The organism is Phytoactinopolyspora halophila (genome assembly GCF_003287285.1).
Classification (GTDB): Bacteria; Actinomycetota; Actinomycetes; order Jiangellales; family Jiangellaceae; genus Phytoactinopolyspora_A; species Phytoactinopolyspora_A halophila.
In genome coordinates, this window is the sequence record NZ_QMIG01000006.1 from 142,840 (window position 1) to 155,856 (window position 13,017).

Annotated in this window: 12 protein-coding genes; 2 read left to right on the plus strand and 10 right to left on the minus strand. The window is 69.5% G+C overall.

Annotated elements, in window-relative coordinates:
* Nucleotide 1: 1 nt before the first annotated feature.
* From dhaL to DPM12_RS09355, 3 genes are read right to left on the minus strand one after another with little or no spacing between them, the layout of a single operon-like run.
* Nucleotides 2-637 (minus strand): dihydroxyacetone kinase subunit DhaL, encoded by a 636-nt coding sequence (gene dhaL / locus DPM12_RS09345; protein ID WP_112258041.1) that lies wholly within the window; start codon nucleotides 635-637, stop codon nucleotides 2-4.
* A gap of 2 nt (nucleotides 638-639) precedes the next feature.
* Complete coding sequence (gene dhaK / locus DPM12_RS09350) at nucleotides 640-1,641, minus strand: dihydroxyacetone kinase subunit DhaK (protein ID WP_112258042.1); 1,002 nt, start codon at nucleotides 1,639-1,641, stop codon at nucleotides 640-642.
* 29 nt (nucleotides 1,642-1,670) lie between these two features.
* Nucleotides 1,671-2,468: an MIP/aquaporin family protein gene (locus DPM12_RS09355; RefSeq protein WP_112258043.1), complete on the minus strand. Its 798-nt coding sequence runs from the start codon at nucleotides 2,466-2,468 to the stop codon at nucleotides 1,671-1,673.
* Between the two features lie 122 nt (nucleotides 2,469-2,590).
* On the opposite strand from DPM12_RS09355, the gene DPM12_RS09360 reads away from it, so the two are divergent.
* Entirely contained in the window at nucleotides 2,591-3,343 is a 753-nt protein-coding gene (locus tag DPM12_RS09360; protein ID WP_112258044.1) for an IclR family transcriptional regulator, read from the plus strand.
* 164 nt (nucleotides 3,344-3,507) lie between these two features.
* On the opposite strand, the gene DPM12_RS09365 is transcribed toward DPM12_RS09360, so the two are convergent.
* Nucleotides 3,508-4,386 (minus strand): proline dehydrogenase family protein, encoded by an 879-nt coding sequence (locus tag DPM12_RS09365; RefSeq protein WP_112258045.1) that lies wholly within the window; start codon nucleotides 4,384-4,386, stop codon nucleotides 3,508-3,510.
* Between the two features lie 74 nt (nucleotides 4,387-4,460).
* On the opposite strand from DPM12_RS09365, the gene DPM12_RS09370 reads away from it, so the two are divergent.
* The gene (locus DPM12_RS09370; RefSeq protein WP_112258046.1) at nucleotides 4,461-5,366 is read left to right on the plus strand and encodes a DUF1028 domain-containing protein; all 906 of its coding nucleotides are present in this window, start codon (nucleotides 4,461-4,463) and stop codon (nucleotides 5,364-5,366) included.
* A 44-nt stretch (nucleotides 5,367-5,410) separates the two neighbouring features.
* Here DPM12_RS09370 and DPM12_RS09375 read toward each other — a convergent pair whose 3' ends face one another.
* The 6 genes from DPM12_RS09375 to DPM12_RS09400 form a co-directional block, all read right to left on the minus strand.
* Nucleotides 5,411-6,535: a Gfo/Idh/MocA family protein gene (locus DPM12_RS09375; RefSeq protein WP_112258047.1), complete on the minus strand. Its 1,125-nt coding sequence runs from the start codon at nucleotides 6,533-6,535 to the stop codon at nucleotides 5,411-5,413.
* Between the two features lie 82 nt (nucleotides 6,536-6,617).
* Nucleotides 6,618-9,788: an ATP-binding protein gene (locus DPM12_RS09380; RefSeq protein WP_112258048.1), complete on the minus strand. Its 3,171-nt coding sequence runs from the start codon at nucleotides 9,786-9,788 to the stop codon at nucleotides 6,618-6,620.
* Nucleotides 9,789-9,799: 11 nt separating this feature from the next.
* Entirely contained in the window at nucleotides 9,800-10,975 is a 1,176-nt protein-coding gene (locus DPM12_RS09385; RefSeq protein WP_112258049.1) for an NAD(P)/FAD-dependent oxidoreductase, read from the minus strand.
* Nucleotides 10,976-10,978: 3 nt separating this feature from the next.
* Nucleotides 10,979-11,182 (minus strand): ferredoxin, encoded by a 204-nt coding sequence (locus DPM12_RS09390; RefSeq protein WP_211658724.1) that lies wholly within the window; start codon nucleotides 11,180-11,182, stop codon nucleotides 10,979-10,981.
* Nucleotides 11,183-11,238: 56 nt separating this feature from the next.
* On the minus strand, nucleotides 11,239-12,438 hold the full coding sequence (locus DPM12_RS09395; RefSeq protein ID WP_112258050.1) for an amidohydrolase family protein: 1,200 nt from the start codon (nucleotides 12,436-12,438) through the stop codon (nucleotides 11,239-11,241).
* Entirely contained in the window at nucleotides 12,435-13,016 is a 582-nt protein-coding gene (locus tag DPM12_RS09400; RefSeq protein WP_112258051.1) for an amino acid synthesis family protein, read from the minus strand. Before DPM12_RS09400 ends, DPM12_RS09395 begins: the two co-directional genes overlap by 4 nt.
* Nucleotide 13,017 lies beyond the last annotated feature (1 nt).

Sequence of the window (13,017 nt, forward strand, 5' to 3'; positions counted from 1 at the left end):
CTCACCCCAGCGCCGACGCCGCAGCCCGCATCAGCAATGCGGCACTGGTCGCGCCCGGGTCCTGGTGGCCGACGCTGCGCTCGCCCAGGTACGACGCGCGTCCCTTGCGGGCCAGCATGGGTGTGGTGGCGTCCCGCCCCGATTCGGCGGCTCCAGCCGCAGCCCGCAATGCTGCGCGCAGCTCGGAACCGGACGCGATCGCGTCGTCCAACGCGTCGACGGCCGGGGCGAGCGCGTCGTACATGGTCTTGTCACCGGCCTCGGCCTTGCCCCGGGCAACGACGCCGTCGAGCCCGGCGCGCATCGCCTTGGCGAAGCCCTCCGGGTCGACCTCGGCGGCGTCTCCACATGCCGCTCCGAACCGCAGGAAGAACGTGCCGTACAGGGGTCCGCTCGCGCCGCCGACGGAGCTGACCAGCGTCATTCCGATCTTCTTGAACAGCGCGGCGTTGGACGGGAACTCCTCACCGTCCAACGCCGCGAGCACTGCGGCCATCCCGCGGTCCATGTTGATGCCGTGATCCGCGTCGCCGATCGCGGAGTCGAGCTGGGTCAGCTCGTCCTTGTGCGTATCGATCAGGGCCCCGAACTCGCGGACCCAGGCGGTCAGGGCGGACAGTGTGATGGCGTTCGACATGGTCAGACTCCCCATCGCAAGGCTGGCGTGTTCACCGGAGCATCCCACAGGTCCAGCATGTCGTCGCTCACCTTGACCACGGTGACCGAGCAGCCGGCCATCTCCAGTGACGTGATGTACGGACCGACGAGCGAACGGGCGATCTCGATGCCGCGCCCGTTCATGATCCGGGCCACCTCGTTGTACATGAGATACAGCTCGATCAGCGGCGTGCCGCCCATGCCATTGACGAAGGCGATGACCGCATCGCCCCGGTTGAACGGCAGGTCTTCGAGAATCGGCTCGACAAGCATCGCCGCCACCTCGCGCGCCGCGGCGAGCGGCACCCGTTTGCGGCCGGGTTCGCCGTGGATGCCGATGCCGATCTCCATCTCGTCGTCGCCGAGCTCGAACGTCGGCTGTCCCGCTGCCGGGACGGTGCAGGACGTGAGCGCCATGCCCATGCTGCGGCCGTTGGCATTGACCGCCTTCACGACGTCCGCCACGTCGGACAGGGGACGGCCCTGCTCGGCGGCTGCCCCGGCGAGCTTCTCCGCGATCACGGTGGTTCCGACGCCACGACGTCCCGCCGTAAACAGGCTGTCCTGCACGGCAACATCGTCGTCGATGACCACCGAGGCCACGTCGACACCGGTCTCGGCGGCGGCGAGATCGGCAGCCATCTCGAAATTCATCACGTCGCCGGTGTAGTTCTTCACGATGTGCAACACGCCGACGCCGCCGTCGACGGCCTTGGTGGCCGCGAGCATCTGATCCGGCACCGGCGAGGTAAAGATCTCGCCCGCGCAGGCGGCGTCCAGCATGCCGGGACCGACGAATCCGCCGTGCAGGGGCTCGTGTCCGGAGCCGCCGCCGGAGACGAGCGCGACCTTCCCGGAGACCGGCGCGTCGGCGCGATAGACAACCTTGGTGGTGTGATCGACCGCGAGATCCGGATGCGCGGCCTCGATTCCGAGCAACGCCTCACCGATGACGTCGCCGGGGTCGTTGATGAGCTTCTTCATGGTCTCTCCCCTGTCTCGGCTGTGCCCGATCAGGCCGATGCGGCTTCGGATTCGGGTGTGGTGGGTCTCGTCGAGGAGCTGGACGCGTCGCCGGACACGGCCGGAACACGTTCCGGGACGTCCCGCACGCGGGTGATGGTCAGGTAGACGGCCGCTGCCGCGATACCGGCAGCGAGCTCGGCAGCCAGGTAGACCGGCGCCTGTCCCCACTCGACCTCACCGCCCCAGAGCTGCTGGACGACCATCGGTCCCAGCGTGCGAGCCGGGTTGATGGCCGCACCGGTGGCCGGGGCGACGGGAATGATCGCGGCGAAGACCACGAGGCCGATCGCCAGGCCGCCGAACCCGGGCGGCGCGTTGCGGTGAATCACCATGAGGACGGTGAGCACCAGGATGAACGTCCCGATGAACTCGGCCGTGAACGCCTGGCCGGCACCCACCCCGTCGCTGTAGGCGGCGACGCCGAGGCCGAGGTCGCTGGCCTGGCTGCCCAGCACACCGATGATCGCCAGCGCGCCGACGATGCCGCCGGCCACCTGCGCGGCGATGTACTCGGGCACCCTGCGCCACGGGAACTGTCCCGACACGGCCAGTCCGAGCGTCACGGCGGGGTTGATGTGGTTGCCGGAGACGTGCCCGAACGCGTACACGGTGGCGATGACGATCGTGCCGAACGCGAACGAGATGATCCCCAGGTCAGCCATCGTCATGGGGCTGTCCCCGTTGACGATGAGCGTCGCCGGCACTGCGCCGACACCGATGAACACGAGGAACGCCGTGCCGAGCACCTCTGCCGCGAGTTTCTGCGGCGTCCGTAATCCTTCCATCCGGACCTCCATCGGTATGCTGAAGCCGAATATGATTCGGCATTATCGAATAATGCTCGAACATTACGTCTATGTTTCACTTGTGACAAGAGGTAGGCGAGAATGAATCTGCGAGGCTTCAGGTGATCCAGTCGGTCGACCGTTCCATCCGTATCCTCACCGCGCTCCAGGGCGCGCGACGGATGAGCCTGTCCGAGATCGCCGAGCGGCTGGAGCTCCCGCCACCGACCGTCCACGGCATCGTCCGTACCCTCGTGGCCCACGGCATGGTCGTGCAGGACCACACGTCGGGCCGCTACCAGCTCGGTCCCGCCGTACTCCGGCTCGGCAACGTCTACCTGGACACCCTCGAACTGCGTTCTCGCGCGGTGACCTGGGCTGAAGAGCTCGGCCGCAGGACCGGTTTTGCCGTGCGCGTCGGCGTCCCGCTAGCCGAAGACGTCATCATCATCCACCACGAGCCGCGCCCCGACGGCACCCGGCAGATGCCCGAGGTCGGCATCGTCATCCCCACCAACGCCAGCGCCCTGGGCAAGGCCATGCTCGCGTTCTTGCCCGACGCGGCGGACCAGCTACTGGCCGGGCCGTCGTTGCGCAGCATGACCGGCGAAACCATCACGGATCCCGGCGAGTTCCGCAAGCAGCTCGACGACGTCCGCGCCAGCGGTCTGGCCTTCGAATGTGACGAGGCGGTACTCGGCGAGTCGTCCGTTGCCGGCACGGTCTTCGACGGCACCGACCTCGCCGTCGGAGCCGTGGCCATCGTCGTACCGACCAGCGAGTGGCCGGTGGACGACGGCACGGTCGACGCCGTGCGCACCACGGCCCGCACCGTTTCCCGCGAGCTCGGCGCCTCTCGCTGGCCCGCTGGCTGAGGCCACCGACGGATCCACGTCCACTGGCATCGGCACTTCGATACCGAGACGTGCGTCAAAGCACCCGTGTGGCCGAGTTAGCGCACGTTTGAACATCGAAGTCAGCCAGCCGGAGCCCGTTCGCGTGCTTGGGGCCGGGGATCCACCTCGCACGCTGACGGGCGCTACGTTCCCTGCGCCTCCGCTACTCGACGCATCCAGTAGCGGAACCAGCTCTGACCGTACGGAGCATAGATCCGGACAGTGTGGCCCCGGGTGACGAGTGCCCGGGCGTCGTCCTCCCGCACGCCCAGCAGCATCTCGACCGCCGCCGACGGCACGGCCGCGAGGAGCGCCTCGCGAATCACCGGGTCGTGGGTGGCGAGGACCAGGCCGGCACCTCCGGCGTGAACCTGGTGCGCCAGGTGCAGATATGCGGTGTCGGTCGGCTCGCCCCACGGGTGGGCCACCTCAGACGTCTCGAGGTAGGCTCCCTTCACCAGGCGCACCGGAACTCCCGCCTCGAGCAGCCGCTCGACGTCGGCCGGGCTCCGTTTCAGGTTCGCCTGCACCGTCGCCACAAGGGGTGCGCCATCACCGGCGAGAGCGAGCGTAAGATCCATGATGCGTGGTGTCCGCCAACTCTCCTCGGCGCTGACCTCCAGGCGCGATCCCGTTGGCAGCAGTTCGACGAGCCGCTCGACATGCCGCCGGCACACGTCGACGCCCAGGTCGAGCCCGAGGTTCGACGGCACGATCTCCAGATAGACATCGCCACCGGTGCCGGACAACGCCGCGGCAGCCTCCTCGTATCCGGCGACGACGCGGCGCACGCCCTCCTCGTCGTCGTTGCCCTCACCGAACAGGTCGAGGCATACCCCGAAACCCGACTCGGCCAGCCGTCGTACCGTCTCCACTGTCTCGTCGAGCGTGCGTCCGGCCACGTAGCGCTTGGCCGCACGATAGGCGAGATCCTCAGTGTATCCGGTTGCCTTGACTAGCGATTCGAACCGGGAACTGGTCGCCAGGCCGTAGAGGGCGCGGCGCGATACCGAAGAGATCATGGGCAGAAAATACCAGGAAGCTCGCGGGCAGCACGAAGCCCGAACGCCGGGCGCCAGTCGGTTACGGTCGGGCAATGACGTACTCGATCATCGCGCGCGAGCCGGAGACGGGATACATGGGCGTGGCCACCCAGTCTCAGGCGTTCGCCGTGGGCAGCAGCGTGCCGTGGACGACGCCGGGCTACGGGCTCGTCGCCACCCAGTCGATGGGCGAGCCCATGTACGGCGAGCTGGGACTCGACGCGCTACGGGCCGGGCTCACCGCGGCGGAAGCCTTGAAGGCGTTGACCAGTGTCGATCCCCATCCCGAACGGCGGCAGGTGGGTATGGTCGACGCCTACGGCCACATCGAGGTCTACACCGGCGACGCGTGTGTCAGTTCCGCCGGGCATCTCGTCGGCGATACCTGTGCCTCTCTGGCGAACATGGTGCGCAGTCCCCACGTCTGGGAGTCCATGGTGGACGCCTACGAGCGCTCGACCGCGCGGTGGCTGCCGCGTCGCCTGGTGGCCGCCTTGCAGGCTGCCGAGGATGCCGGGGGCGACGAGCGGGGCCGGCGTTCGGCGGCGATCCTGGTGGTCCGGGCCGAGCGCAGCGGCCGTCCGTGGCGCGACACCGTCACCGACCTGCGCATCGACGATCACTCCGATCCCATCGGCGAGATCCACCGGATGGTCGAGCACAACTGGCGCTATCACCGGACGGTGACGGCGTTCGAATATGCCCTGGACGGCAACGTGGACGAGGCGATAGCGCAGTTGCCGCACTACACCGACAGCACGGAGCTCGATCCCGATCTCGTCCTCTGGCGCGCCATTATCCTCGCCGCGGCCGGTCGCATGGAGGAGGCGCGCGCACTTGGCGCGGATCTCGGCAACCGGACGCCGGAGATGGTCACCGTGGCGCGCCGCTTCGGCGACGTGGGTCTCGTCGACCCCGCCGTCCTCGCCCGCATCTTTCCCGACCCCGACGACCGGTGATCATCGACGATATGGCCAGTCCGGACACACGCGCTCGTCGATGATCACTGGGTGGTGTGGGTCTCGATCAAGCGCTGGGTCAGGTCCCACATCGCGGCGGTGTCCCGGGCGGCACCACGTGCCGTCGAGCGGATCCCGGCGCCGGCCGTCACCGACGCGTGGAAGGCCTCCAATTCGACGTCGAACCCGGTACGCGGCTCGCCACGCATCCTGTTCGTCGACCGCTCCAGCCCGTCCATCCGCTCCACATCCAGCACTGCGCGAGCATTCAGCGTGTACGGAGCTGGAAGGTGCAGGTACAGGCTCCCGGAGTCTCCGAACACGGCGAGCTCCTCCCCGTACTCCGGATGGCCGGAGAGCCAGTTCCAGGAGAGCATCAGCTGCGCCTCGCCGACGGTTCCCAGCGCCTGCACCTGGGGCGGTTCCTTCAGTTGCTCGCCGACGGTCGCGGTGCCCACCTGTGCCGCGGAGAATGCCACCGGCATGTCGTCGAGCAGGCCGCGCAGCAGGGAGAACTCGTGGCACACCGAGGCCTGTAGCACGTCACTGTAGATCGAGCGGAACGGCTCGTCCAGATCGCCGACGGCCGCGTCGAGTCGTCGTCTCTCCTCCTCGACGGCGGCGGCGACGGCGTCCGGGTCGGCATCGTCGTATCGCAGGTGCCGCACGTGCGAGGTCTGCTGTTCTTGCGTGGGATGCAAGACCGTCACCCGGACCAGCCGGATCCGGCCCAACCTCGCCAGTTCCACCCGGGCGCGGTCGAGCATCGGTTCGTACATCTTCATGTAGCCGACCTGCAGCACCAGGCCCCGATCCTGCGCGAGGTCGGCACAGCTCTCGGCCTCGGCCACCGAGTAGGCGAACGGCTTCTCGGCCAGCACGTGCTTGCCCGCACGCAGTGCCTGTTCGGTGAGAGCGGAGTGCGTTCCCGGTGTCAGCAGGAGCACGGCGTCCACGTCCGGGTCGGCGAACACCTCGGCCGGATCAGTCGATGTGCGCACCGGACCGCCCCATTCCCGAGCCAGCTGGTCGGTCAGCGTGGGCGAGAGGTCGCACATGTGCACGACGTCGAAGATGTCCCGCAGGGTGCGAAGGTTGGGCAGGTGGACGGCTTGGGCGATCAAGCCGAGGCCGACGACGCCCAGCCGGACACGCGAGTCGGTGGTCATCTGGGTGCACGCTCCCGTCGAGTACCGGATCGGTGTCGAGCGTACCGCTCACCCCACCCCATGATCATGAACAGATAGCGACCTATGAGGTACACGAGTGCACATGATCACGGGAGCGGGGATCCCAGGGGCGTTCGCGTAGCAGGGCCGGCACGGCCAGCCCATATTTATCCCGCACGGCCCGGGCGGTCTCAGCGGCGCTCCCTTCCCCCACGAGCGCGCGCACGTCCAGGACCGTGGCCTGCACCCGCGGATCCGGGCTACCCGTGGCGGCGGCCTCGGCCTCCTCAGCGGCAGCACGGGCATCCACACTGTGCGCGCCCGCGAGCACCACGACCCGCGCCAGCGACTCCACCGCCTCGACGGGCAGGCCAGCGTCGAGCAGCCGGCGCGCGGCGCTGCGGTGCAGGTCAGCCGCGTCGTCCGCCCGTCCATCGTACTCCGCCAGCACCGCGCGGCACTGCCGGATGCGGCCCGCTGCGTCACTGAGCCGCCCGATGATACCCCCTTCCAGCATTTCCACCAGGTTCCGCGCCGTGGACACGTCGCCCGCGAACAGCGTGGCCCGGGCGAGTGCCACCCGGGCTGGCGCCGCGGCCTCGGCCAGCTCCAGGCCGTCGATGAACGCCACGGCCTCCCGAAGCAGCTGTGCGGCACCAGCATGATCCCCGTAGGCTCCACGCACGATCGCCCGGCGCAGCGCCGAGCGCTGCTGGCCCCACTGGTCCTGGCATGCCCGATACAGATCACCGGCCTCGACGAACTGAGCCTCGGCCTCGGCGAGGCGTCCCCGCACGAGCGCGCCCAGGCCCTTGACCATGGCACAGCCCGCCCGGGTCCAGGCATCACCGTCCGCGACCGCTACCTGCCGCGCTTCCGACAGCTGCGCGTCGCCTTCGGCCCACCTGCCGAGCCGGTGCAGGGCGTGCGCGCGGGCCAGCATGGCGAAGGCCACGTCAGGCGTGCAGCAGCCGGGATGGGCCGCCGCCAGCTCGCTGGCTTGTTCGCCGTAGTCTACCGCTTCGGCGGCATGGCCGAAGATCGATCCCAGGTGGGTAGCCCAGGCCAGGGCAGGGATCCGCACCTGCGGATCCGTCGCCGGCAGGCGCAGCGAACGGACGATGAGATCCCACCCCGGGGCACGCCCCTCCCGCATCCAGGCGATGTATCCGAGCGCGCCGACCATGGTCTGGGCGACGTCACCCAGACCGACATCGATCGCGTGACCGTGCGCCGTGCGGATGTTGGCGTCCTCACGCATCAGCGTCGCCACCGCCCGTGCCTGGCGCGCTGTTTTCAGCGCGCCCATCTGCTCGCGCGCGAACTGCGCGTAGACGCGCGCGTGCGTGATGACCGCCTGCCGTTCCCGGCCGGATTCCGAGAGTTTCTCCGCCGCATATGCCCGCATGGTTTCGAGAAGCCGGAACCGGTTCTCGCCGTCCCGGTCGGCTTCGGCCTGCACCATCGAGCGGGCGACGAGCGACTCGACGCTGTCCAGAGCCTGCCGCTCAGTACCACCCAGCCGTACCCAGAGATCCTGCACCTGGCGCAACGCGAACGATCCGCGGAACACCGACAACGCCTCGAATACGCGGCGGTCCTGCTCCTCGAGAAGCTCGTAGCTCCAGTCGACGACGGCTTGCAGGGTGCGGTGGCGCTCGGCAGCCGTGCGCGCGCCGTACCGGAGGAAGGCGAACCGGTCATCCAGGAGGCGGTCCACCTCGTCCACGCCGAGCACCCGGATACGCACCGCCGCCAGTTCGAGGGCCAGCGGCAGCCCGTCGAGGCGCTGGCAGATGTCCGCGACCGTGCGTATCCGTTCCGTATCCAGCTCGATTCCCGGCTGCGAGGCACGTACCCGGTCGAGAAAGAGCCGCACGGCCGGCGCCTCACCCACGTCGGCGTCCGCGCCACTTGCCGATCCGAGCGATTCGGGAACGGGCAACGGGTCGACGACGTAGACGACCTCGCCGGGCACGTTCAGGGCCTCGCGGCTCGTGGCGAGCACGCTGATCGCCGTCGTGCGCGACAGCAACTCCGCAGCCAGCGCCGCGGTGTCGTCGGTCAGGTGCTCGCAATTGTCCATGATCAGCAACAGCCGCCGGTCGGAGAGCACGTCGCACAGCACGTCCACCGACCGCCGCGCGCCGCGGCCAATACCCACGGAGCTCGACGACGGCACGACCGGCCCGAGCGCGTCCAACACGGCCGCGGCGAGGTCGTCGCCGCGGCGGTAGCCGATGAGGTCGACGACGGTGACACCGTGCGCGGCCACCGGCGAGCATCCGTCGACGAGTTCCTGTGCTGCCTCCAGCGCGAGCCGGGTCTTGCCGACGCCGCCGGCGCCGGTCAGCGTGAGCATGCGGGTGCTCCGCAGCAGGCCGGTCACCCGGTCCAGATCGCCCTGGCGGCCGACGAACGACGTGGCCGGTCGCGCTATCCGGGCCGGGCCGAGGAAGCGCAGGCCACCGTCGCGGGGATCCTTCTGGTGCAACACCATGGCTTCCAGCTCGCGCAGCCGGGGGCTGGGGTCCAGGCCGAAGCGCTCGCGCAGCTGGCGACGTGCCTCGACGTACACGGCCATGGCCTCGGCCTGGCGGCCCTGGCCATAGAGCCCGAGCATGCGCAGCGCCCACAGCTCCTCGACACCGGGGTGGCGCCGGGTGGCGTCGACGAGCGTGTCCGCGACCTGGTCATAGCGGCCCTGTTCGACCTCCAGGGCCAGGCTTTCCTGCAAGACCTGGAGCCGCAGCTCACCGAGCCGGTCGGCCTCTTCGACCAGCGCAGCGACGTGTTGAAGGTCGACGTAGGCGCGCTCGCCATGCCACTGCCCGAGCGCCTCCGCGTAGGCGGCGCTGGCCCGCTCGACCGCACTGGCGGCGCGCAGCTCCCGTGCCTCGCGCACGGCGGTCTCGAAGCGCACGGCGTCGACGGCGTCCGGTGGCACGTCGAGCACGTAACCCGTGTCGGTGGCGCGTAGCAGGTGTGAACCGAGCGCGCGCCGCAACGCCGAGATCCGTGCCTGCACGGCGTTGCGCGCCGTCTCGCCAGGTGCCTCTGACGACGTCTCGTCCCAGACCTGCTGCAAGACCTCGCTGGTGCATACGGGCTGGCCAGGACGCCGCGCCAGGAGCGCCAGCAGGCCACGCGTCCTCCGTCCCGCCAACCGGATCGGCTGCCCGCCGACGGTCACGTCGAGCGATCCGAGCACCCGGATGTCGACCGCAGGACGGTCCGGTTCCGGGTGCGCCACCGTGACCTCCTTCAGGTTCCGACCACGTCCTCCCAGGGGACCTGATCCCGGATGGCCTTACTGTAAAGCGCGAGCCGCCGCGCGGCGTTGACGCACAGCGCCCCGCGCAGGACACCGTCCCTGCCGAACAACGCGACGAGCGATGTGTCCCCCGTCTGCTCCACGTGAACCCGGTCGGCCGCGTTGGACCGGCCCACGAAACGCATCTTCGCATCGAATTGGTCCGACCAAAAGTATGGAACCGGCGCATATGCCTCGTCGGCACCCAGCAGGGTCAGCGCGGCCCTGCGGCCCTGCTCCACCGCGTTCGTCCACTGCTCGATCCGCATCTCCTCGTCGAACAGCGGGTTGTACCAGCGGACGACGTCGCCAGCCGCGACCACGCGCGGCAGCGATGTCCGCAGGCTCTTGTCACACCGGACACCGTCGGACAGCTCGATCCCGCTGCCTTCCAGCCAGCCCGTCGCCGGTGTCACGCCGACGCCTGCCACGACCACGTCCGCGGAGAGGACGGTGCCGTCCCGTAGCCGGATCTTGCTTCCACGGGGGCCGGGTTCGATGCCGTCGAGGACCTTCCCGCAATGCAGGCTGACACCGTGTTCTTCCTGGTAGGCACGAAACCAGGAACCCACCTCGTCCCCGAGGACCCTGGTCAGCGGCACGGGCGCGAGTTCCACGACCGATACGTCCACACCCATTTCGCGGGCGGTGGCCGCGACCTCCAGCCCGATGAACCCGGCGCCCAGCACCACGAGATGCTCGCCGGGGACCAGCCGCTGGTGGATGGCCACCGAGTCCTCCACGGTACGCAGCATGTGCACCGGACCCACCTCCTCGAACGCACCGATGGTGCGCGGGGTGGACCCGGTGGCGATCACCAGCCCGTCGTACTCCACGTCCTCGTCGCCATCGAGCGCGACGGCCTGTGCTCCCGGCTTCAGCTCCGTGGCCCGCCGTCCGAGCCGCAGCTCGACGCCGTGCTCGTCGTACCAGCCGGGCTCGCGCAGCAGCACGCGCTGGAGATCGGGGCCATGGTGCAACGCTTCCTTCGACAGGGGAGGCCGATCATAAGGGAGGTGCGGCTCGGCGCCGACCAGGACGATCTCACCCTCGTACCCGTGGCCTCGCAACGCCTCGATCGCATGGACCGACGCGAGCGAGGCCCCGACCACGACGACGCGGCGCACAGCTCAGCCGTTCTCGAGCGAGATGGCCCGAGCGGGGCAGTTGCGAACGGCGGCTTCGACCTGTTCGCGCCGCTCCTCGGGCGGCGCCTCCTCCAGGACGGTCGCCTTTCCGGCGGACTCGTCCAGATCGAACACCTCGGGCGCTTCGATCATGCAACAGGCGTAGCCCTGACATGCCTCCAGGTCCACGATCACCTTCATGGACATGCCGTGTCCTCCTCCATATCGTCAGCGGTCAGTGCGGTGGTAACGGGCCGTCCGGCTCAATGAGCCCCCTCCAGGTGCGGCAGTTCCGGCGAGACCGTGGCCTGGCGCGCGGCAGCCGGCGTGTTCCGGCTGCGCAATGCCCGCACCGAGCCGGCGGTCACGACGGCGCTGATACCCGGCAGGTCTCCGATACGCAGCGCGCCCAACGCGTCGGTCGCGGTCGACCCCCACGGCGCATCCATGACGATCAGGTCGGCCGCCGCACCCGGCCGGACGAAGCCGGAGGGCAGTCCCCAGGTCCGCGCGTTGGACCCGGTGGCCGCCGCCCACACCATGGCGGGATCGAGCTCGCCCAACGACGACAGCTCGGCCACGGTCTTGAGGACCCCGAGCGGCATGACACCGGTTCCCGTCGGGGTATCCGATCCGATGACGACGCGGTGGAACTGCCCGGTGTCCAGGGCCTTGTGAAGGATGCGCACGGCCGAGCGGACGTTGCCGGCCTGGACCAGCTGCAACGCCATCGACGTCTCCTCGATGACGGCGTCGACACCGGCCTCGTCCAGCGACGTCGGTCCGCCATTGATGTGCCCGCAGACGTCCGGTGCCAGCTCGCGGAGGTGCTCCGGCGTGATCGGCTTGCTGCCCGGGATGCTCGCGCCACCGGAGTGGCACATGACCGTGATGCCATGCTGCTGGGCCCATCGCACCTGGTCCACGCCATCCGACGGATCGGCGTAGCGGCCGAAACCGAACTTGGCCAGGTGCACGCCGGCCCGTTGCAGCTCGGCGAAGTCGTCGCGGCCCAGGGTCGGCTCCAGGACGACGGCACCCGCATGTACGCGCATCCCTCCGGGCCGCAGGTTCTCGAAGCATGCCCGGGCGGCGATGGCGAGCGCCTTGACTCCGGCGGCGTCGTGTGGACGGCCCGGCGCGTGAATCTCACCGGGCGACACGACGCTGGTGATGCCGCCGTGCACGTAGCTGGCGAGGAAGTCCACCGTCTTCTGCCGGGGCGTGTAGTCACCGAGAACCACGTGGCAGTGCGAGTCGATCAGACCGGGAGCGATCGTCGTGCCCCGGGCGTCGACGACGGTGCCGGCGTCGGCGATTTCCGCGTCCAGATCGTCCCGGGTGCCGACGGCGGTGATCAGCCCGTCGTCACAGATGATCGTGTCGGTGCCGGGCAGCAGCGGCGCGGCGTGATCGCCGGACAGCACCGTCGCAGCTCCAACGATGGCCAGCCGGGAACTCACGACGACCCACCCGCACGAGCCTCGTCGACGCTCAGGCCGCCGACACGCGCGTTGATCCGGCCGCGGTTGGCCACCGCCGCGATGATGACGATCTCCTCCGGAAGCGGGGCATCCGGGATGCGTACTTCCATCGCGTCGTAGTGGCTGCGCACCCAGATCTCGTCCTTGAACGCCAGCGGCACGTCCACGACCGCACCCGGCGCGCAGACCTTGGTCGCCGAGGTGATCCACGCCGTGCCGCCGCCGATCGCCTGCCGGAAGGCGTCACCGAAAACCGAGGTGAGAGCTGCGTTGACATGTTCCTGTTCCCCGGCCGTCCCGGCCAGGCCGCCCTTGCCGTAGCTCTCCACGGGCTCGCCGAGCAGGCGAGCCGCCTCGGCCCCCAGGAACGAGCCGATCTTTCCGGACGGCTCGATCAGCGGGGACAGGTCCGCGACGTAGCCCTGCCCGGCGAGGGGGTTCGTACACACCGCGCACACCGCCACCTTGCGCAGCGGCCCTCCGGTATCGGTGGCACCAGCCGCTTGTCGTACCTCTTCGACCTGGGAGAAGGTCTTGCGGATCGGCAGTTCGGGCATG

Bases quoted from the DNA above. Each gene is read 5' to 3' on its own strand.
- dhaL (WP_112258041.1), bottom strand. From the start codon at position 637: ATGTCGAACGCCATCACACTGTCCGCCCTGACCGCCTGGGTCCGCGAG.
- dhaK (WP_112258042.1), bottom strand. From the start codon at position 1,641: ATGAAGAAGCTCATCAACGACCCCGGCGACGTCATCGGTGAGGCGTTG.
- DPM12_RS09355 (WP_112258043.1), bottom strand. From the start codon at position 2,468: ATGGAAGGATTACGGACGCCGCAGAAACTCGCGGCAGAGGTGCTCGGC.
- DPM12_RS09365 (WP_112258045.1), bottom strand. From the start codon at position 4,386: ATGATCTCTTCGGTATCGCGCCGCGCCCTCTACGGCCTGGCGACCAGT.
- DPM12_RS09370 (WP_112258046.1), top strand. From the start codon at position 4,461: ATGACGTACTCGATCATCGCGCGCGAGCCGGAGACGGGATACATGGGC.
- DPM12_RS09375 (WP_112258047.1), bottom strand. From the start codon at position 6,535: ATGACCACCGACTCGCGTGTCCGGCTGGGCGTCGTCGGCCTCGGCTTG.
- DPM12_RS09390 (WP_211658724.1), bottom strand. From the start codon at position 11,182: ATGTCCATGAAGGTGATCGTGGACCTGGAGGCATGTCAGGGCTACGCC.
- DPM12_RS09400 (WP_112258051.1), bottom strand. From the start codon at position 13,016: ATGCCCGAACTGCCGATCCGCAAGACCTTCTCCCAGGTCGAAGAGGTA.